This window comes from Paenimyroides aestuarii, assembly GCF_024628805.1.
GTDB lineage: Bacteria > Bacteroidota > Bacteroidia > Flavobacteriales > Flavobacteriaceae > Flavobacterium > Flavobacterium aestuarii_A.
In genome coordinates this window covers 1,341,559-1,360,885 of record NZ_CP102382.1, presented here as the reverse complement: position 1 = coordinate 1,360,885, position 19,327 = coordinate 1,341,559, and the positions used below count along the sequence as shown (strand labels likewise).

Genomic DNA, 19,327 nt, shown 5'->3' with positions numbered 1-19,327 from the left:
TTTGTTTGATCTTTATGCTTAAAATTTTTCTTCTTTAATTAAATTTCCATTTTCGAAATATCTCTTTTTGATTAATTTTCCTGATTCATCAAAGATTTCCCAGATACCTTCTGGAGTTTTATCAATTAAATTACCTTTTGTTGAAATTTTGCCATTTTTATGATAACCATAAATTTTGCTTTTTAATTGTCCGTTAATATAATTCCCATCAACCTCTAATTTACCATTGTCTTTCCATTGCTTAAAAGATCCATGTAAAATATCATCAACATAAAACGATTCTAATTTAAGTTGGCCATTTTCATGCCATACTTCGCTTTTTCCTTGTTTTTTTCCTTCTTTAAAATTTGATCTACCTTGCATTTGACCATTTTCATAAAAATATGTAAATAAACTGTCTTGCAAACCATTTTTCCAATACGAAACTTCATCTAAATTACCGTTCTTAAACCAATGTTGCACTTTGCCTTCTGTTTTTCCATTTAAACGATAAGATAGTGAAGAAACATTTCCATTTTCAAAAAACCAAGTTATTGCTCCGTTACCATTTATAAAATCTTGAATAAATTCTGTTTGTCCATTTTTATAATATCGTTCCCAATTATCATTAAAAGTACCATTTGTGAGTTTACCATTTTGATAGATCTTCCCATTTTGATATTTCTCAATATAATCACCATCTTTTAAATAAACATGCAAAATAGTATCTTTTTGATGGATACTATATTTGATAACATCTCCCATCTCATTATATTTAAAAACAGTATCTACGTGAACTTTATTCTTTAATCTACCCTTTTCAAAAAGTTTTCCATTTGTATAAAATAAGTGGTAAACCCCATTTTCCACGGTAGTTTCATCAGTTACTGGAATCCAAGAAGCTTTACCTGAATCTTCATCAATCCAATACGCCCAATTCTCATTTCTTTTAGATTCATCATTAATATCAGCCTTACTACAACCAATAAGAATATAAACCGTTAATAAAAATAATATATTGTATCTAAATAAATTCATCATATTACTAATTTATTAAAAAACACCTACAAGAATGAATATCTTGCAGGTGTTTGATAAGTATAATGTTTGAAACTACAACTCCGTAACCCCCATATTCCAAAGGGTAAACGCTTGGATATCGGCATTTTCGTTAATGGTTTGTTGTACCGATTTTCCTGCGCCATGGCCTGCATTTACATCAATACGGATAAGCATGGGGTTGTTGCCGGCGTTTTTTTCTTGCAATTCTGCTGCAAATTTAAAACTGTGTGCCGGAACCACGCGGTCATCGTGATCGCCTGTGGTAATCATTGTTGCTGGATACGAAACGCCTGTTTTTACGTTGTGTACCGGTGAATATCCTTTTAAATACTGAAACATTTCGCTGGAATCTTCAGCCGTTCCGTAATCATAAGCCCAACCTGCACCTGCTGTAAATGTGTGGTAGCGCAACATATCCAACACGCCAACTGCTGGTAAAGCTACCTTTATTAAATCTGGGCGTTGTGTCATGGTGGCACCAACTAATAATCCACCGTTTGATCCACCGCGGATTGCCAGTTTTTCGCTAGATGTGTATTTTTCTTTAATTAAATATTCGGCAGCTGCAATAAAATCATCAAACACGTTTTGTTTTTGCATTTTGGTTCCGGCATTGTGCCATTTTTTACCGTATTCACCGCCTCCACGCAAATTCGCTACGGCATAAACGCCGCCATTTTCTAACCAAACAGCATTGGCCACACTAAAACTTGGTGTTAACGAAATGTTGAAACCTCCGTAAGCATACAACATGGTTGGGTTTGTTCCATCTAGCTTGGTTCCTTTTTTATAGGTAATCATCATGGGCACTTTTGTACCGTCTTTTGATGTATAAAAAACTTGTTTGGATTCGTAATTGCTTGGGTTGAATTTTACTTTTGGTTGTTGATACACTTGCGATGTTCCCGCAGCAATATTCATTTTATAAATGGTACCTGGAGTAATGTAATTGGTGAACGAATAGTACAATTCTGTGGCATCTTTTTTATCGCTGAAACCACTTGCGGTTCCCAAGCCGGGCAATTCAATGGTACGGATAAATTTCCCCGAATAATCAAATTGTTCTACCACCGAAACGGCATCTTTCATATAATGCGCAAAAAAATAACCTCCGGCTTTTGATAAATCCAATACATTATTTGCTTCTAAAATGAGGTCTTCCCACGCATCTAAGTTCACAATTTTTACTGCTTCTACCACCATTAATTTTCTGTTTGGAGCATTCAGGTTGGTTTCAATATAAATTTTTCCATCTTTTGAATCAACTACTGAATAATCATTATCAAAACCTGTGATAACGGTTTGAACTTGGCTGTTTGCTTTAGTAAGATCTTTAATATACAATTCGTTGCCCGATGTGGCATTTGCAGCTGTAACAATTAAGTATTTCTGATCGTTTGTAACATACCCGCCCACATAACGGCGTTTGTATTTTTCGCCAAAAACCACTTGATCGTTTTTTTGAGGTGTATTTAATTGATGGTAATATAATTTGTGTTGATCGGTTTTGGCAGAAAGTTCGGATCCGGTTGGTTTGTCGTAGCTTGAATAGTAAAAACCTTCGTTTTTGTACCAGCTGATTCCCGAAAATTTCACATCGACTAGTGTATCACCAATTACCGATTTGTCTTTTGCATTTAAAACAATGATTTTGCGCCAATCGCTTCCACCTTCTGAAATGGCATAGGCCACTAAGCTTCCATCTTCGGTAAACGAAACATCGGCTAATGAGGTGGTTCCATCTTTAGAAAATGTATTTGGATCTAAAAAGATTTCTTCTTTGCCCGATTGGTCTTTTCGATACAAAACGGATTGATTTTGCAAACCATCGTTCTTAAAATAATAGGTGTAATCGCCTTCTACAAAAGGGGCGCCAATTTTTTCGTAATTCCATTTTTCGGTTAATTGTTTTCGCAATTGATCGCGATAGGGAATTTGATCTAAATAAGCAAAAGTTACTTGGTTTTGCGCCGTAACCCAAGCAGCAGTTTCGGCAGAGCGGTCGTCTTCTAGCCAACGGTACGGATCTGACACTTGGTTGTTAAAATAGGTGTCTATAACTTCCTTTTTTGCAGTTTGGGGATATTTCATTGTTTTATTTTGGGCATTTACGCTTTGTGAAAAAATAACTGAAGCGATAAAAATAGAACATACTAATTTTTTCATGATGGTATTGTTGATGTTCTGCAAAATAAAAAAACTTGCCGAATTGGGCAAGTTTTTGAACTTTATTTGTTGTACTGTATGGTCATTATACTACCCGAAATCATCATTTTTGTAGGATAGTTTGCGACGTTATATTCATAAGTTACATTGTATTCTTCGTTATCTTCAGGAGATTCATCATCGGTATAACTTACTTTCGTAGCATTATTTACATAAAACGATTCAAAATCTAGGAAATAATCCATCACCCAACGCGGTGTTTTGATGTTTTTTAAGAATCCGTTTTTAGTGTCGTATTCATATACTGTTCGGTAATCATCGCCCGCTAATTCTGTTAAATTTCCTGCAGCATTGTACGTGTACACTTCCCATTCGGTGTTTAATAAATATCCTTGATTGTTGATTTGAATGCTTTCACTTCCTTCGCTTGTTTCTCCATTAGAAGTGCGCGAATAATTTAAAGTAATTGTGTTGCCTGATTTTGCAAATGTGTAAACTGTGTTGGCATTGGTTTCAGAGCCATTAAAATTTGTATAATCTGTTTCAACCACTTTAGAAATTTCATTTCCTGTATATTCAAAACTATAAGTGGTGTTGCTTGAAAACTTGAAGCTTCCTGTATCTACATCGGCTGTTTCAGTAACCTTCACCAATCTATTTTGAGCATCATACATAAAATCGTATCCGTTTGATTCTTCATCAATGGTTAAACTCATTTTAGCAGGCAGGTATTCAGCTGCTGATGCATTATCTGCTACGTTGTCATCGTTGTTACAAGATGTAACTGTTAATCCGGCTAGTACTAAAGTTGATAATACTATTTTTTTCATAGGTATTTGTATTAAATGAATTAAAATTATTTTTTAAGGTATTCCACTTTTATGTAATAATCTTCGTTTGAAAACAATATTTTTTCGGGAAAATTATCACTGTTGTATGCATAAGCAATTGTTTGGATGCTGGTTTCTGATGATTCCAAATCTTTATAGTCGATTTTTACACAATTGTTAACCAAATATAAAGAGTGCTCTTCAAACAGATACATATACAACCAATGTGGTGTTTTTACATTTTTAAACACACCGTTTTTTGTGTCGTATTCAAACGCATATTCATCGAAAGGATTGTTTACTTTCTTTATATTTCCTGCAACATCATAAGAAATCGATCCACCCTCATAGGTTATTAGCCTACCTTTGTCATCAATTGTAAAAGCATCTGTAGGCTCTGTATCATCGCCATAAGAAATCATTACATTATTTCCTTGATATGTAAAGCTGTAATTGGTTGTATAGGTATTTTCAGTGGTTACTTCTTCTACTTTTGCCGAAGTTACTGCATCACCGGTATAGTTTATAGTGGTAGTAATGGAATAGTGCGTACCGCCTTCTTTCACCTGCGTGATTCTGTTTTGAGAGTCGTAGTTAAAAGTGACAGGTCCGCTCTCGCCATATATTTTTTCAGGAAGATAAACAGCAGTTGTTGTTGCTTCTTCTTCCTGATCTTTTTCACAAGAAGTAAATGCAAAACCAGCTAATAGCAGTAGCGAAAGCATTAATTTTTTCATAAGTATATTTTCTAAATTTGGTGCAAATATAAAACTCCTTTCTAAATAAACAAGAAAGGAGTTGGTTTGTACATCAAAAAAATTACTTAAACACCAATGCGATACGGTTTTTAATCTTTGCCAAAGTTGTTTTAAAGCTACAGAAAAAAACTACTTTTTCACCAGTTTTTTAACCGCTGTGCCTTGATGGGTTTGCAAATGCAGCATATACGTGCCACTTGCTAAATGTTCTACGTTTAATTGTATGTCGGTTTCGTTGTTGTAGGTTTGGGTGCTTAATTGTTTGCCTGCCACATCATACACCGTGATTTGCTGTATCTGCATATTTTCGGTGTTGGTGATGTTTACAACGCTGCTTGCCGGGTTAGGGTATAGATTAAATTTTGAAGCTAACTGCTCGATAGTACTCAACGCAATTACCTCTGGGGGCACCACACTCATTGCCGTAATTTTGATGTTATCGTATCTTTGTGAAGAATATCTGTTAATAGTACTGTTACCAATAAAAGTTTCCAACACCAAACGTTCTAACTTATAATCTTGCATTAACTTGGTTGATGTAGGGTTGGTTACCAAGCCACTGCTGGAAACCTTGTTAAATTGTGGTATATGCATATAAATTTTATTGTTGGTATAATCTAAATACATAATAAGCGTTACCCAAGTATTAAACGGAAAATTAGAATATTGCGCAAAAATTTGGCTATTGTAAGGATTGTCTCTATCTGTAGCCGCGTTAAAAGTACCATCATCCTTACTAAGTTGTATAAATATAAATTCATCTTGTGGTTGGTAAAGCGACATGTCTTTTAACAACAATCTTATATTACTTATAGCGTGTGCACCTGGAATTTTATTACCTGTAAAATAATCTATTTCTATTTTAATGACATCGTTGCCTGCGGTGCGGTTGTCAATTAACGTATTCAAATGGGGTTTAATTAATAAATAACGCCCTTGAACCATAGAGTAAGGCGTAGTAAAATCTAATACCTTGCCCCTGTTGGTTTCGTTTACTATGGTAAAAACACTGTTGTGTTGTGCGAACACACCTTCTGTTAACCAACCGCCTTGCCCTGGTATTTGACCCGTGGGGTCGGTACCTACATTACCCCAGTTGTAACTGTCAAAGGTTTCATTATACAATACTTGAGCGGTTAATAATGTGTGGTATAGTAAAAGAGTGCCAATAATTAAAATCTTTTTCATAAAGAATATTTTAACAGTTACTTATGTAAATATACGCAATCATTTTACATTTTTTTATGATAACCCAAAAAAAGAAACCAATACAAATTGGCTGCTCTGAGTGTTTTTAATCTTTGCCAAAGTTCCAAACTTTGGCAAAGTTTTTTTAAAGTTACTCGAGTACAGATTGCTATTTTTACAAAAATTTATTTTACATTCTACAGCAATACAAAATACATTATACAGAAAAACAAAACTATTTCTTCACCAGTTTTTTAACCGCTGTGCCTTGGTTGGTTTGCAAATGCAGCATATACGTGCCGCTTGCTAAGTGTTCTACGTTGAATTGTATTTCGGTTTCGTTGTTGTAGTTTTGGGTACTTAACTGTTTCCCTGCAACATCATACACCGTGATTTGCTGTACCTGCATATTTTCGGCGTTTGTGATGTTTACGACACTGTTTGCTGGGTTGGGATATAAATTAAAATTTTCTGCCAAGAAATTCTCTGCAGTTAACAAGTGTGGTGGCACGCTTTTTAATGCCGTTATTTTGATATTATCAAATTTTAAAAAGGAAGGTTGTTCTTGAACAGCATCTATATTTTTTCCTATATCAAGATTTAGTTCGGTTGGCGGATAATTACTCATCGTATCTGGTGAGGTTAGCTTATCAAAAACATCTACTTTTTTTACAATTCCCAATTTAGGTATCTCAACATACGCTTTGTTATTATCATAATCAATAAAAAAAAACAGTTGATACCATTGGCTATCAGGTATATACAAAAAATTATTAGTTGGGGTCAAATGAAACGGAGAGTACGATACTAATCCATTTGAGCTTACACCCCTTAAAAGCCCGTCAAAATGATTATAAAGAAACCCAGCCAAAATTTTTGGTTTTGTGGTATAAAGAATTATTGTGCTAACTACCGCAAAAGGGATTGAAGGATTACCCGGATAGTTTGGTACAAATATTTCAATTTCAAACTTCAATACATTATTCCCTTGCGTACGCTGGTTCCAAAGCACATCAAAATCTTTTTTGAACATTCTGTTACTACCATGGCTACCTACCGGTCCAGTTATAATGGTTAACACTTTTCCTTTATTGGTTTCGTTTTCTATTTGAAAATTTGCTGCTGTAGCATTTGTGTTCAATGAGCCAAATAAAGTATGCCATCCGCCTTGACCAGGCGTCTGACCAGAAAAATCTGTTGCAACATTTCCTAATGTGTAGTTATCAAAGTTTTCGGTGTATAAAACTTGGCCATCTATATAACAACTATAAACAAACAGTATTATTGTGAATAGTATTTTTTTCATACTAGCATTTTTAAATTAAATAACAAATGAGGCTGTCCAAAAAGTTTGGGCAGCCCTTTTTTTGTTGTGTTTTCTCTAAAAAATTCGTATTTTAGAGTTGAACAAAAAACCCAACTATGGCTAAGGTAACATTTAAAAATCAAACAGGCAACTCTCCAGAACTTTTCCCTATCAATATTTTTGATTTGATTCCAGAAGACCACCCCGTTCGGTTGGTGGATTCGGTGGTTAATCAATTGGATATCAGCGATATTACAAATCTTTACTTAGGCGGAGGTTGCTCTGCATATCATCCGAGAATGATGATTAAAGTGTTGTTTTACAGCTATTTGTCCAACATTTATTCGTGTAGAAAAATCGCCAAAGCCCTTACCGAAAACATTCATTTTATGTACATTTCGGGAAATTCTACGCCAAATTTTAGAACCATCAACGAATTTAGAGGGAAAATTTTGAAGGAGAAAATCAAAGATTTGTTTGCCGAAGTGGTGAAAATGCTGGTAGAATTGGGCTACATCAGCCTTGATATTCAGTATATTGACGGCACAAAAATAGAGGCAAAATCCAATAAATACACCTTCGTTTGGCGGGGTTCTGTGGAAAAGTACAAAGAAAAATTAGAAGTTAAAATCAATACGATTCTTTCAGATATTGAAAACAGTATTCAATCAGATAATCAAGAACTTAACAAGGAAGAACTGCCCAAAAAAATCAATTCCGAAGAACTAAAAGAGAAGTTATCTGAATTGAACAAAAAACTAAAAGAACCTACCAAAAAACAGGCAAAAGAGCTACAAAAACTTCAGGATGAGCATCTTCCAAAATTAGAAAAATACGAAAAAGACCTAGAAACTTTAGGCGATAGGAATTCTTACAGCAAAACCGACCCCGACGCTACTTTTATGCGGATGAAGGAAGATCACATGAAAAACGGACAGCTTAAACCGGCTTATAATACGCAGATTTCAACTGAAAACCAGTTTATTACACACATCTCTATCCATCAAAAACCTGGTGACACCACCACTTTAGAATCTCATTTGGAAGGTTTTGAAAATGCTTACAAAAAACAAAGCAAAGAAGTGGTTGCCGATGCAGGATACGGAAGTGAGGAGAATTACGAAATGCTTGAAAATAAGAGCGTTACAGCGTATGTGAAGTATAATTATTTTCATGCAGAACAGAAAAAGAAGATGGAAAACAATCCGTTTTTGGTTCAGAATTTATTCTATAACCAAGAACAAGATTTTTACGTTTGTCCGATGGGTCAACGAATGGAAAATATAGGCAAAGGCAAACGAATTTCGAGCAACGGATACGAATCGCAAGTGTCTTATTATCAAGCTAAAAACTGCAACAATTGTCCGCTTCGAGGGGAATGTTTCAATGCAAAAGGCAACCGAAAAATAGAAGTCAACCACCGATTAAATGAATTAAAACACAAGGCTAAAACATTATTAACTAGCGAAGAAGGTTTAAAACACCGAAGCAAACGCCCGATAGAAGTAGAAGCTGTCTTTGGTCAACTCAAAAGCAATAATAAATTTAACAGATTTACATTCAAAGGATTAGAAAAAGTAGAATTAGAATTTCTACTGATGGCTCTTGGACATAATTTTAGAAAAATGGTGGCTAAAGGAGCGACTTCTAAGAAAATTGTTGTAAAAACCGCAAAACGAGGTTCAAAAATGATTTTTGAAATTGAAATTTTCATTTTTAAGCATCAAGAATTTTCTTCAACTAAAAATAATCATCAAAATTTTCACTATCAAAAATTAGCCGCATAAAAAAAAGACTGCCCTTTTTGGACAGCCTCATTATTTTTTTATAAGCCTATAGATATAACATGACCAGATGTCATCCATAAATTGGCACCCATTCCCATATATAAATTAATTTTATGCGATGGGTAACCAAAGAAATATTCTTCATGAGACCACTCAAATTCATAGTCCACCTCGCGGGAATCGCACCAAGTACCAGGACCGCCATTCTGCACCCAAAATGTAAAAGGTGATGGTGCAATTGAAGGATCAGTTTCATGGTAATAACGCAATTTACCAACGTTTCCTTTACCAGGAACAAAAGCATTGGTTACAAATGTGTCCTCCCAATAAGTATAAACCGACGGATCTTGAATTGTTTTGTTTTGCACCTGAATAAAGCCATTGCCCACAACACTTCCGTTTGATTTTAATATTATTGTATATTCATAAAAAAACACTTTGCCATAACGCGCTAAAACCGCTTGTTCTTGAGGTGTGGCATTATTCGAAATATCAAAAAAACGGTTTTCGGGATTCCAACCTGGACTTGACCCTGGGGTGTGAGGATTCACTGGACAATGATCTGCATAAGAGCTTATAGATACTTCGGAATGATTTATAGAAGAACCGTCTAAAATAATAGGTTCTGCCGCAATTAATTCACCAATTTCATTACCGTTTTGGTATAGGTTGGGATAGTTGCCGTTTGTAAAATCGGCTACTAACCCAGGTGGGTTTAGTGATGCTTGGTAAGCATCATGATATTGACCGTCATTAACACCATCATAGTATGCCACACCAATATAAGGGGTTAAATGTAACTCAAAAATACTATAACCCTCACCAGCTGTATGATTCGATATTGTATAAGTTGGTATAACATCATTACGGTGTTTAATATCCCACGGAGAATAATAATTATCACCTACTATTGCTGGAATTCCAGATCCTGGATTATAATACCCCGGATTATTAGGATTATAACTATTAGTTTGGTATTGCGAACCTGTTTCAGCATTTTGCTGATCCAAATCGTCAACAATTGTGTCGGTTGTACATGCCGTAAGGGTTAGTCCTATTACCCCCCCCCCACAAAATTTTGCTTAATTTTGTCATAATTTCTATATTTTTAATTAGTTAGATTGTAAATATAACAAAATAATTAACACCTTGTTAAATAAAACAAAAAAAAGCTAAAAATTTCTTTTTAATTTTTTGAGTATTTTTGATGGTTTATTAATGGAAACGCTGTATAAAAGAGGCTGTCCAAAAAGGATAGCCTCTTTTTTATACTACTAACTTTTCAACATCATCAATAAAGTTAATTTTTTGCTTTTCTTGAAATAAAGACCGCTGATAGCATCTAAATTCGACAAAAATGACAAGTTTAGAACCAAAAATACGGCGTTTGAATACCGTTTTTCTTCCCTCAACTGCTACTGCCACCATTTTTCTAAAATTATGCCCAAGAGCCATCAGTAGAAATTCTAATTCTACTTTTTCTAATCCTTTGAATGTAAATCTGTTAAATTTATTATTACTTTTAAGTTGACCAAAGACAGCTTCTACTTCTATCGGGCGTTTGCTTCGGTGTTCCAGCCCTTTCTCGCTCGTCAATAAATTTCTCGCTTTTTCTTTAAGCTCATTCAAACGGTGATTGACTTCTATTTTTCGGTTGCCTTTCGCATTGAAACATTCCCCTCGAAGCGGACAATTGTTGCAGTTTTTAGCTTGATAATAAGACACTTGCGATTCGTACCCGTTGCTCGATATTCGTTTGCCTTTGCCAACATTTTCCATTCGTTGACCCATCGGACAAACGTAAAAATCTTGTTCTTGGTTATAGAATAAATTCTGAACCAAAAACGGATTGTTTTCCATCTTCTTTTTCTGTTCTGCATGAAAATAATTATACTTCACATACGCTGTAACGTTTTTATTTTCAAGCATTTAGTAATTTTCTTCGCTTCCGTATCCCGCATCGGCAACCACTTCTTTGCTTTGTTTTTTGTAAGCATTTTCAAAACCTTCCAAATGAGATTCTAAAGTGGTGGTGTCACCAGGTTTTTGATGGATAGAGACGTGGGTAATAAACTGATTTTCAGTTGAAATCTGCGTATTATAAGTCGGTTTAAGCTGTCCGTTTTTCATGTGATCTTCCTTCATCCGCATAAAAGTAGCGTCGGGGTCGGTTTTGCTGTAAGAATTCCTATCGCCTAAAGTTTCCAAGTCTTTTTCGTATTTTTCTAATTTTGGAAGATGCTCATCCTGAAGTTTTTGTAGCTCTTTTGCCTGTTTTTTGGTAGGTTCTTTTAGTTTTTTGTTCAATTCAGATAACTTCTCTTTTAGTTCTTCGGAATTGATTTTTTTGGGCAGTTCTTCCTTGTTAAGTTCTTGATTATCTGATTGAATACTGTTTTCAATATCTGAAAGAATCGTATTGATTTTAACTTCTAATTTTTCTTTGTACTTTTCCACAGAACCCCGCCAAACGAAGGTGTATTTATTGGATTTTGCCTTTATTTTTGTGCCGTCAATATACTGAACATCAAGGCTGATGTAGCCCAATTCTACCAGCATTTTCACCACTTCGGCAAACAAATCTTTGATTTTATCCTTCAAAATTTTCCCTCTAAATTCGTTGATGGTTCTAAAATTTGGCGTAGAATTTCCCGAAATGTACATAAAATGGATGTTTTCGGTAAGGGCTTTGGCGATTTTTCTACACGAATAAACGTTTGACAAATAGCTGTAAAACAACACTTTAATCATCATTCTCGGATGATATGCAGAGCAACCTCCGCCTAAGTAAAGATTTGTAATATCGCTGATATCCAATTGATTAACCACCGAATCCACCAACCGAACGGGGTGGTCTTCTGGAATCAAATCAAAAATATTGATAGGGAAAAGTTCTGGAGAGTTGCCTGTTTGATTTTTAAATGTTACCTTAGCCATAGTTGGGTTTTTTGTTCAACTCTAAAATACGAATTTTTTAGAGAAAACACAACAAAAAAAGGGCTGCCCAAACTTTTTGGACAGCCTCATCGGGCTTTTTTTTACTTTAAAATATTTGGCGAATTTGTTCTATAACCTCCCTTTGATTCGTCTGATGTTCTTATTATATCCCCCCATTTATTGTCAAAAATTACCCAATATGCTTTTTCATAAAAAACAGTATTAGATAAGGTAACTTTCCTTTTACTATTTAGTTTTTCTAGTAAATCTTCATTACAACATTCTCTTACCGAAAAAACCTGATCTAAATCACTTAATAGAGGGTATAATTTTTCATCAATATATAGATATCTATTTGTATTTTTAACAAAATAATTATCATTAAAAATATAATTATCCAAGTCACAAAGCATTAATTTATAGGCTTTACTGTTGTCTGTTTCCATGGAACTAATTATAAAATATACATCATCTTTATTTAATAGATTTGGGGATTTAATTACATTCCTAAACCAAAGCTGAACTGTATCAGGTACTACATAAATTATTTTTTCTTCATTGATTTCTTTTTTTAAAGATACACAGCCATTTACTATAATTGCTATAAAAATTAAATATACAATATTTTTCATTTTGGTTTATTTAACTTAATATAATCATCTAAAACTTGTTGTCCTATTCCACTCGTGTCATTTGTTGTACCAACATTTACTCCACATTCATTATTTGAATTCGTCATATGTATAGCATTTCCTCCTTCTTGACTTCCTTGATAAGAATCAATTGCATAAATATTAAAACTTCTATCTTTTGAAACATTATAATCAGCCTCCGAAGTACCAGGTAAGTTTGTTCTTCCCGTTTGGTCTAAATTATGAGTATGAGCTTGTCTTAACAATAACTGATCATTTTCGAACCCAGGTACCTTAGGGGGTAAATCTACCTCTCCATTTCTACCAGGTTCTCCAATTATAGTAGATAATTCTCCTTCTGCATAACCATTTATATCTTCAGAACGATTTAACTGGAAAAGTACCTGTCTCTCTTTTGTTTGATCATTGATAGTTTCTCTGTTTATAGTATTTAAGTCGGTATTAATTTTATTATTATTTATTTTAACTATTCTACTTTCTGCTTGTAATTTATTTGTTGCTGACTGAGACATTGTTCCTCCTTCAGAATTTTTTATTTGTGCCCAAGATTGTCCTTTTATTATTCTAACATTATTAGTTTTTGCACCATCTTGTCCCAAAACAATACCAGTTCTCCAATCAATATACCAATCATCAGGTTTCATTCCATCGGGGTCAACAAAATAAATAGGATTATTAAAAGCGTATACGTAGGGACTAAATCTTCTCATCTGTTCCGCTAACGGATCCACATTCAACCAACGCCCAATTGCTGCATCGTAATTACGTGCGCCAAAATCATATAAATCTAATCCTAATTCATCGTTTAACTCTTTACCGCCGTAAGCGTATTTATATTTGTTTACAACGCTGTAATCAGGTAAATCGTCTCCTTTTTGTTTTAAACCAAGAGGATAGTAATTATTCTCTTCGATAATCTCATTCGCCGGATTAATTGTTCCGTCTTTGTTTAAATCGGCATATACCAACCTATTGTTGCCCAAATGGTCTTTGTAAATATAGTGATAAACATAATTACCACCATTGTTTTTAACATATCCTTCTGCATGCGGAAGATTCCAATGTTTTTATAAAACAGCCTCAATACGTTTGTAAAGAGGCTGTTGTTAGTTTAATGGCACGGATTGCAAATCCGCGCGATCGGGTATAATACAGCCTCCATAGGTTTGTAAAGAGGCTGTTGGTGATTTATTTGTTACACTTTTTAATATTTTTAATTATGTAATCAAAATACTTTTTAGATTGCTCTGATTTTACATTACTATATCCAATGTTTATAATAGTATCTGTATAATTATAATAATATCCATTTTTGTCTTTACCTTCGATTATTGTTGGAAGTCTATTATTATAAAAAAAATCATTCAGGTACACAGAATCACTATTTATTTTCTTCATAATACTATGATAATTTTCTCCTGGAACCCCACTATCATTTGTTAAATATAAATACTCTTTATTAAAGTGAAATTGGTATATATTATATTCAACTCCATCAAGTGATTTAATTTTAACTTTTTTATTATAAAAAATTTTATAACATATTTTACCTCCTCTATCTTCGTATCTAATACTTTTAAAAGTATTGCAAGAGATAAATAACAAGCTTAAAATACTTAAAACATATTTATTCATACCAATAAGGTTTTATTATTTCATTATTTGGACCTAACATCTTTGAACCTGCTGGCCCCAAATATCTACCGGTTTCTGCCTCTCTCTCGCGTCCATAATGTGTTCTTAAAGGCAAACCTAATTCACTTCTTATTAAATTCTCTCTATAAACTGCCTGCCATTCACTTTTCTTTATACCATTTTCTAACGTCCTATCTAGTTTACCCCTATTTGAGTCCAAAGCATGCCCCATTTCATGTCCAAAAATAATTTCTTTTGAGGTTAAATCTGAAGTTGTCGCCGGTATGAGCATATCTTTTTGGTTCCAACTAATAATACCGCCTGAACCAATTCTACCTAGTTCATTCATTTTTTTTGAAGATTCAGTTGCTTTACTTGGATCTGCAAAAGGTTCTAAGGTAGGTGTAAATTTATTATCATCACCTGCTTGTATATAAAAATTGTGATTAGAATGATCTAATTCTTCAATCATTGCAGCAGCTGTTTGTGACGCTTGTAAGGTTTGCATAGCCTGTAAAGCTGATTTAATAAACTTATCATTACCTGTATATTTAGTTTCTTCATTATAAGTATAGGATTCTTTTGTCCCTCGAATAATAATGGTTTCTGCCTGCATTCCATCAGGATCAACTAAATAAATAGGATTGTTATAAGCATAGTTATAAGGTGTCCATCTTCGTGAGTTCTCTGCTAACGGGTCAATGTTCAACCATCTACCAATAGCCGCATCGTAATTACGTGCGCCAAAATCATATAAATCTAATCCTAATTCGTTGTTTAGCTCTTTACCGCCAAATTTGTATTTATATTTGTTTACAACGCTGTAATCAGGTAAATCATTTCCTTTCTGCTTTAATCCAAAAGGATAATAGTCACTCTTTTCAATAATCTCGCTTACTTGTATAACACCGTCTTTTGCATATTCTAATGTAGGGTGGTTTCTAAAACCATCACGGTATGTTAAACGTACGTTTCCTAAATGATCTTTGTATTGATAGGTATAAAGGTATTGATTATTTTTAAATTCTACATAGCCTTCAGGGTGTGGAAAAAACTTTAACACATTATCTGTATATTGAAATCCTTTTACATAATCGGTAGTTACTAACGCACCACCGCTGGGTTGTACTTGCTTTTTTAATCTGGTGCCTATGATATAACAACAATGAGTATTTTATTATAAAACAGCCTCAATACGTATGTAAAGAGGCTGTTGTGTTTTTAAAGGCACGGATTGCAAATCCGCGCCATCGGGGGCAGCTCTATATGGTCCAAACGCAGGAAGCGTTACAACCGTAAATATTCCACTTATGTAATTATACATTGTTTCTTTGGCTCTGGCAGTTTCACCAGTTGCATTTATTTAAAGGCACGGATTGCAAATCCGCGCCATCGGGTGTAACAACAATGAGTATTTTATTATAAAACAGCCTCAATACGTATGTAAAGAGGCTGTTGTGTTTTTAAAGGCACGGATTGCAAATCCGCGCCATCGGGTTTCTTCATTGCGGCAACTATTGGCAATATCGTTATTTTAAAGGCACGGATTGCAAATCCGCGCCATCGGGTTTCTTCATTGCGGCAACTATTGGCAATATCGTTATACCCTTGGTGCTGTAACCCAAACGGGTAATAGTTATTCTCTTCCAGTATTTCGGTTGCAGGGTTAATTGTTCCGTTACCGTCGCAATCTGCATAGCTTAACCTTACACTCACTACGTTCGGGTCTCTTCACCGAAAGCTTTCTAAAAGCTTTGTCTCGTGAATCTAAATGATCTTTATATTGATAAACGTAAAGATACGAATTTGTTCCGTTTGGTTTTACATAACCTTCTGCATGCGGAAAATTTCAATATTTTGTAAAATAGCCTCAATACATTTGTAAAGAGGCTTTTGGTTATTATTATTGCACGAGCAATATACTAGAGCTAGTGAAGGTTGCTTATTCATAAACTTTTCCTTCACATTCCCAATAATAAGTTAAAATAGTGTCTTTTTTATGGATATTAAAAGACAGTTCTCCACCTTTTTTAATAATTGTATCTCCTATTGAAATATCCTTATAATAAGTACAAAACCATCGATTTTCTTGCTTATATAAAGTGTCGTTACCTGTTTTCAAACTCACACCTTCAATATCAAAATTATAAACTGATAACGAATCATTCATTTTTTTTACAATCAATAAGCATTCAGGCTTTCGATAACTTTTTGCCAATGAACTACAGTCAACTTTTTCGCAAGAGAAAAAGATAACAAAAAGACACATAAAATAGTATTTCATAATCTATTAAAATTTAAACTTCTTAACATAGCCTTTAGATACACCCGTACCTCCTCCCCATCCGAGACCTAATCCTATACTTTTAGTTGAGACACCAGATGCCTCAAATCTATATCCTTGCGGTGTCAATCTAGCGGATTTTGAATAACTTCCTGTAACTCCTAAACCGCCAAAATAGCTTTTATTTGTTCCTCCTAATCCCCCTAAAACGTCAGTATTACCTCCGTAATTGTCATGAAAATCAAATGAACCTCCTATACTAATCCTTGGCTTTCCTAACTTACCATTAAACCCAAAATCGGCGCCTCCACCACCAAAAATAGCAAACTCATCTTCTTTTCCATTACCAACAGCAAAACCTGCATTAATATAAAAACCTCCAAACAATCCAGTATTTACACTAGCATTTATTGACATACCCATAGCATCAGGTATCCAAGGTCCATATTCCCCAGAACCATAACCTGTAACAGCTGAGTTGTTATATAGAAAATCATAAATCCCAAAATCTACATTGCGGTTCCACCATTCAACAGCATGCCTAAATCCAGAACTTGAGTAAGCATTTGTTAAATCAGCGGATAAATTACTTTTCCAGCCTGATTCAGCTCCACCGCCTCCGCCTCCAGCATTAGTTTGTTGCATGTACATAACGCCTTCCATCATGTACATTCTATTTATTTTTTTTCCAACTTGAGTTATTGTTGAATCGCCATCAATAATTTTCCACAAGTTAGAATCACCATCAAACTCGATAGTTGCTCCAAATAACTTATTTTCTTTTCTATATTCCTCAGCAGCATCCCAAGTTTCAAACAATCCCGACGGATCGCTAAATAACACCGGGTTATTAAACCCATAACGGTACGGTGTAAAGTCAGGTGCCAGTTCAGCCAATGGATCAATCACGTTAAAACGTCCTAACGCACTGTCGTAGTGTCTGTAATCAGTTTCGGTTACATTAAGCGCAAAACTGTCTTCGTATTCTTTGTTTAAGAACTTATATTTATACCCCTCTCCCGGTAAATTGTTGTAGCCTTCGTGTTTTAAACCAAATGGGTAATAGTTATTCTCTTCTACAATTTCATTCGCCGGATTTATGGTTCCGTCGTTATTTAAATCGGCATATACCAATCGGCTACTCACTACGTTCGGGTCTCTTCGACGAAAGCTTTCTCAAAGCTTTGTCTCGTGAATCAAAATGATCTTTGTATTGATAGACGTAAAGATACGAATTTGTTCCGTTTGGTTTTACATAACCTTCGGCATGCGGAAAATTTCAATATTTTGTAAAACAACCTCAATACGTTTGTAAAGAGGCTGTTGTTAGTTTAATGGCACGGATTGCAAATCCGCGCGATCGGGTTAATATGCATCTCCTTCAGTTCCTAATACAGTTTTGTTATAATCAGGACTCACTCGATATATGGTTATATTTGAACTATCTATATCATAGGATCTGATTCTAAAATAATTATATTGATTTATAGCTGACTTATTCTTTTTTTGAAAATTAGATGCTAAATAAATATAAATGTTTTCTGATGCTGCTTTGTTCTTTAAACTTGAACATCCAAAAAGAAAATATAGTAAAATTAAAATTAATAATTTACCTTGTTGTTGTTTTAAAGACACCTTTTTCATTATATTGTTGATTATATTTTTTGCTATAAATAAAATGCGGAATTTTTTTGTAAGATGCATTTGCTTCATCATACTCACTAGATAAGGAGTTGTCTGGATGTCCATGATAGTGATATTTAGCATACCTACTTTTACCTAGGTATGGTTGTGTGCTTCTTAAATGTTGCCAACGTATTAACTCATTTTCATTGTATCTAACAGAATTTGATGTATCAAAAGTATTCCCTTTGTGGGCTTCAACTAAAACGCCTGTAACTTGATTACTAAATGGTTTCTCTGTTAATCCATATCCCGTAACCTCAACCCTCACTAAATGAATATAGTCAACTATAAAATTCTGAAAATCTGTTTCAGTAGGTTGATTTGTTCCATTGACATGAATTACATTATTGTTCTGTTCAAAATTTATTCCATCTTTTAAAATACCTTTGGCTATATTATCAATCAATACATCTTTAATGTTTCCTTTTTTATCTAATCTTACAATTCTGTCAGTATTATTATTAATATTTTCATTATCTACAACAGTAAGCGATCCGTCTTTATTTTTCTTATAGTCAGTTTCAACTCCATCCGCATGCGGACTCACAAAATCTTCATCAATAAAATTTTCCCAATAGGCTTCCCCACTGGTCATTCCCCAACTTGCAATTGCCCCCACACTTACAAGATCTCTACCGTAACTGTCAAATCCCCATGACTGCATTCCGTCAGGGTCAACAAAGAATATCGGATTGTTACTTACATACAAATACGGTTCCATAGTTTGTTCCGCCAGCGGATCTACATTCAACCATCTTCCAATTGCAGCATCGTAATTACGTGCGCCAAAATCATATAAATCTAAGTCTAATTCGTCGTTTAATTCTTTACCGTCAAACTTATACTTCTCTGCTGCTTCGCTTCGGTTACTGTTTACAACTTCGTTATACCCTTGGTGCTGTAATCCAAATGGATAATAGTTATTCTCTTCTACAATTTCATTCGCTGGGTTTATGGTTCCATCGTTATTCAAATCGGCATATACCAATCGGCTGTTGCCTAAATGATCTTTGTATTGATAAACGTAAAGATACGAATTTGTTCCGTTTGGTTTTA

Annotated in this window: 17 protein-coding genes and 1 pseudogene; 1 reads left to right on the top strand and 17 read right to left on the bottom strand. The window is 34.3% G+C overall.

Going from position 1 to position 19,327, the window contains the following annotated elements:
* Positions 1-18: 18 nt before the first annotated feature.
* The 6 genes from NPX36_RS06410 to NPX36_RS06385 all read right to left on the bottom strand — a co-directional run bounded on the left by NPX36_RS06410 (position 19) and on the right by NPX36_RS06385 (position 7,289).
* Positions 19-1,020, bottom strand: a complete 1,002-nt coding sequence (locus tag NPX36_RS06410) for a toxin-antitoxin system YwqK family antitoxin (protein WP_257500584.1) — start codon at positions 1,018-1,020, stop codon at positions 19-21.
* 72 nt (positions 1,021-1,092) lie between these two features.
* On the bottom strand, positions 1,093-3,207 hold the full coding sequence (locus tag NPX36_RS06405; RefSeq protein WP_257500583.1) for a prolyl oligopeptidase family serine peptidase: 2,115 nt from the start codon (positions 3,205-3,207) through the stop codon (positions 1,093-1,095).
* A 62-nt stretch (positions 3,208-3,269) separates the two neighbouring features.
* On the bottom strand, positions 3,270-4,037 hold the full coding sequence (locus NPX36_RS06400) for a hypothetical protein (protein WP_257500582.1): 768 nt from the start codon (positions 4,035-4,037) through the stop codon (positions 3,270-3,272).
* 26 nt (positions 4,038-4,063) lie between these two features.
* Positions 4,064-4,774 (bottom strand): hypothetical protein, encoded by a 711-nt coding sequence (locus NPX36_RS06395; protein ID WP_257500581.1) that lies wholly within the window; start codon positions 4,772-4,774, stop codon positions 4,064-4,066.
* Positions 4,775-4,924: 150 nt separating this feature from the next.
* A complete protein-coding gene (locus NPX36_RS06390; RefSeq protein WP_257500580.1) occupies positions 4,925-5,983 on the bottom strand; it encodes a T9SS type A sorting domain-containing protein in 1,059 nt (352 codons plus the stop codon).
* A 235-nt stretch (positions 5,984-6,218) separates the two neighbouring features.
* Positions 6,219-7,289 carry a T9SS type A sorting domain-containing protein gene (locus tag NPX36_RS06385; RefSeq protein ID WP_257500579.1) on the bottom strand — a complete coding sequence of 357 codons (1,071 nt, stop codon included), beginning with the start codon at positions 7,287-7,289 and terminating at the stop codon, positions 6,219-6,221.
* A gap of 116 nt (positions 7,290-7,405) precedes the next feature.
* On the opposite strand from NPX36_RS06385, the pseudogene NPX36_RS06380 reads away from it, so the two are divergent.
* Positions 7,406-8,980, top strand: a pseudogene (locus NPX36_RS06380) (IS1182 family transposase); the annotation flags it as partial.
* A gap of 134 nt (positions 8,981-9,114) precedes the next feature.
* On the opposite strand, the gene NPX36_RS06375 reads toward NPX36_RS06380, so the two are convergent.
* The 11 genes from NPX36_RS06375 to NPX36_RS06325 form a co-directional block, all read right to left on the bottom strand.
* On the bottom strand, positions 9,115-10,086 hold the full coding sequence (locus tag NPX36_RS06375) for a hypothetical protein (protein WP_257500578.1): 972 nt from the start codon (positions 10,084-10,086) through the stop codon (positions 9,115-9,117).
* 256 nt (positions 10,087-10,342) lie between these two features.
* Positions 10,343-11,005, bottom strand: coding sequence for a transposase (locus tag NPX36_RS06370; RefSeq protein ID WP_257500577.1), 663 nt, complete (start codon positions 11,003-11,005; stop codon positions 10,343-10,345).
* Complete coding sequence (locus NPX36_RS06365) at positions 11,006-12,013, bottom strand: IS1182 family transposase (RefSeq protein ID WP_257500576.1); 1,008 nt, start codon at positions 12,011-12,013, stop codon at positions 11,006-11,008.
* Positions 12,014-12,114: 101 nt separating this feature from the next.
* On the bottom strand, positions 12,115-12,645 hold the full coding sequence (locus tag NPX36_RS06360) for a hypothetical protein (protein ID WP_257500575.1): 531 nt from the start codon (positions 12,643-12,645) through the stop codon (positions 12,115-12,117).
* Positions 12,642-13,649, bottom strand: a complete 1,008-nt coding sequence (locus NPX36_RS06355; RefSeq protein ID WP_257500574.1) for an RHS repeat domain-containing protein — start codon at positions 13,647-13,649, stop codon at positions 12,642-12,644. The genes NPX36_RS06360 and NPX36_RS06355 overlap by 4 nt, the downstream gene beginning before the upstream one ends.
* Before the next feature lie 205 nt (positions 13,650-13,854).
* Positions 13,855-14,301 (bottom strand): hypothetical protein, encoded by a 447-nt coding sequence (locus NPX36_RS06350; protein WP_257500573.1) that lies wholly within the window; start codon positions 14,299-14,301, stop codon positions 13,855-13,857.
* Complete coding sequence (locus tag NPX36_RS06345; RefSeq protein ID WP_257500572.1) at positions 14,294-15,364, bottom strand: M91 family zinc metallopeptidase; 1,071 nt, start codon at positions 15,362-15,364, stop codon at positions 14,294-14,296. The genes NPX36_RS06350 and NPX36_RS06345 overlap by 8 nt, the downstream gene beginning before the upstream one ends.
* A gap of 356 nt (positions 15,365-15,720) precedes the next feature.
* Positions 15,721-16,017, bottom strand: a complete 297-nt coding sequence (locus NPX36_RS06340) for a hypothetical protein (protein WP_257500571.1) — start codon at positions 16,015-16,017, stop codon at positions 15,721-15,723.
* Between the two features lie 226 nt (positions 16,018-16,243).
* On the bottom strand, positions 16,244-16,471 hold the full coding sequence (locus NPX36_RS06335; RefSeq protein WP_257500570.1) for a hypothetical protein: 228 nt from the start codon (positions 16,469-16,471) through the stop codon (positions 16,244-16,246).
* Between the two features lie 120 nt (positions 16,472-16,591).
* Positions 16,592-17,731 (bottom strand): RHS repeat-associated core domain-containing protein, encoded by a 1,140-nt coding sequence (locus NPX36_RS06330; RefSeq protein WP_257500569.1) that lies wholly within the window; start codon positions 17,729-17,731, stop codon positions 16,592-16,594.
* A gap of 463 nt (positions 17,732-18,194) precedes the next feature.
* On the bottom strand, positions 18,195-19,259 hold the full coding sequence (locus tag NPX36_RS06325; RefSeq protein ID WP_257500568.1) for an RHS repeat domain-containing protein: 1,065 nt from the start codon (positions 19,257-19,259) through the stop codon (positions 18,195-18,197).
* Positions 19,260-19,327: the final 68 nt, after the last annotated feature.

What these genes read in the sequence shown, in the direction of transcription:
- NPX36_RS06410 (WP_257500584.1), bottom strand. Translation starts at nt 1,020, where the DNA reads ATGATGAATTTATTTAGATACAATATATTATTTTTATTAACGGTTTAT.
- NPX36_RS06405 (WP_257500583.1), bottom strand. Translation starts at nt 3,207, where the DNA reads ATGAAAAAATTAGTATGTTCTATTTTTATCGCTTCAGTTATTTTTTCA.
- NPX36_RS06400 (WP_257500582.1), bottom strand. Translation starts at nt 4,037, where the DNA reads ATGAAAAAAATAGTATTATCAACTTTAGTACTAGCCGGATTAACAGTT.
- NPX36_RS06395 (WP_257500581.1), bottom strand. Translation starts at nt 4,774, where the DNA reads ATGAAAAAATTAATGCTTTCGCTACTGCTATTAGCTGGTTTTGCATTT.
- NPX36_RS06390 (WP_257500580.1), bottom strand. Translation starts at nt 5,983, where the DNA reads ATGAAAAAGATTTTAATTATTGGCACTCTTTTACTATACCACACATTA.
- NPX36_RS06385 (WP_257500579.1), bottom strand. Translation starts at nt 7,289, where the DNA reads ATGAAAAAAATACTATTCACAATAATACTGTTTGTTTATAGTTGTTAT.
- NPX36_RS06370 (WP_257500577.1), bottom strand. Translation starts at nt 11,005, where the DNA reads ATGCTTGAAAATAAAAACGTTACAGCGTATGTGAAGTATAATTATTTT.
- NPX36_RS06365 (WP_257500576.1), bottom strand. Translation starts at nt 12,013, where the DNA reads ATGGCTAAGGTAACATTTAAAAATCAAACAGGCAACTCTCCAGAACTT.
- NPX36_RS06360 (WP_257500575.1), bottom strand. Translation starts at nt 12,645, where the DNA reads ATGAAAAATATTGTATATTTAATTTTTATAGCAATTATAGTAAATGGC.
- NPX36_RS06350 (WP_257500573.1), bottom strand. Translation starts at nt 14,301, where the DNA reads ATGAATAAATATGTTTTAAGTATTTTAAGCTTGTTATTTATCTCTTGC.
- NPX36_RS06335 (WP_257500570.1), bottom strand. Translation starts at nt 16,471, where the DNA reads ATGAATGATTCGTTATCAGTTTATAATTTTGATATTGAAGGTGTGAGT.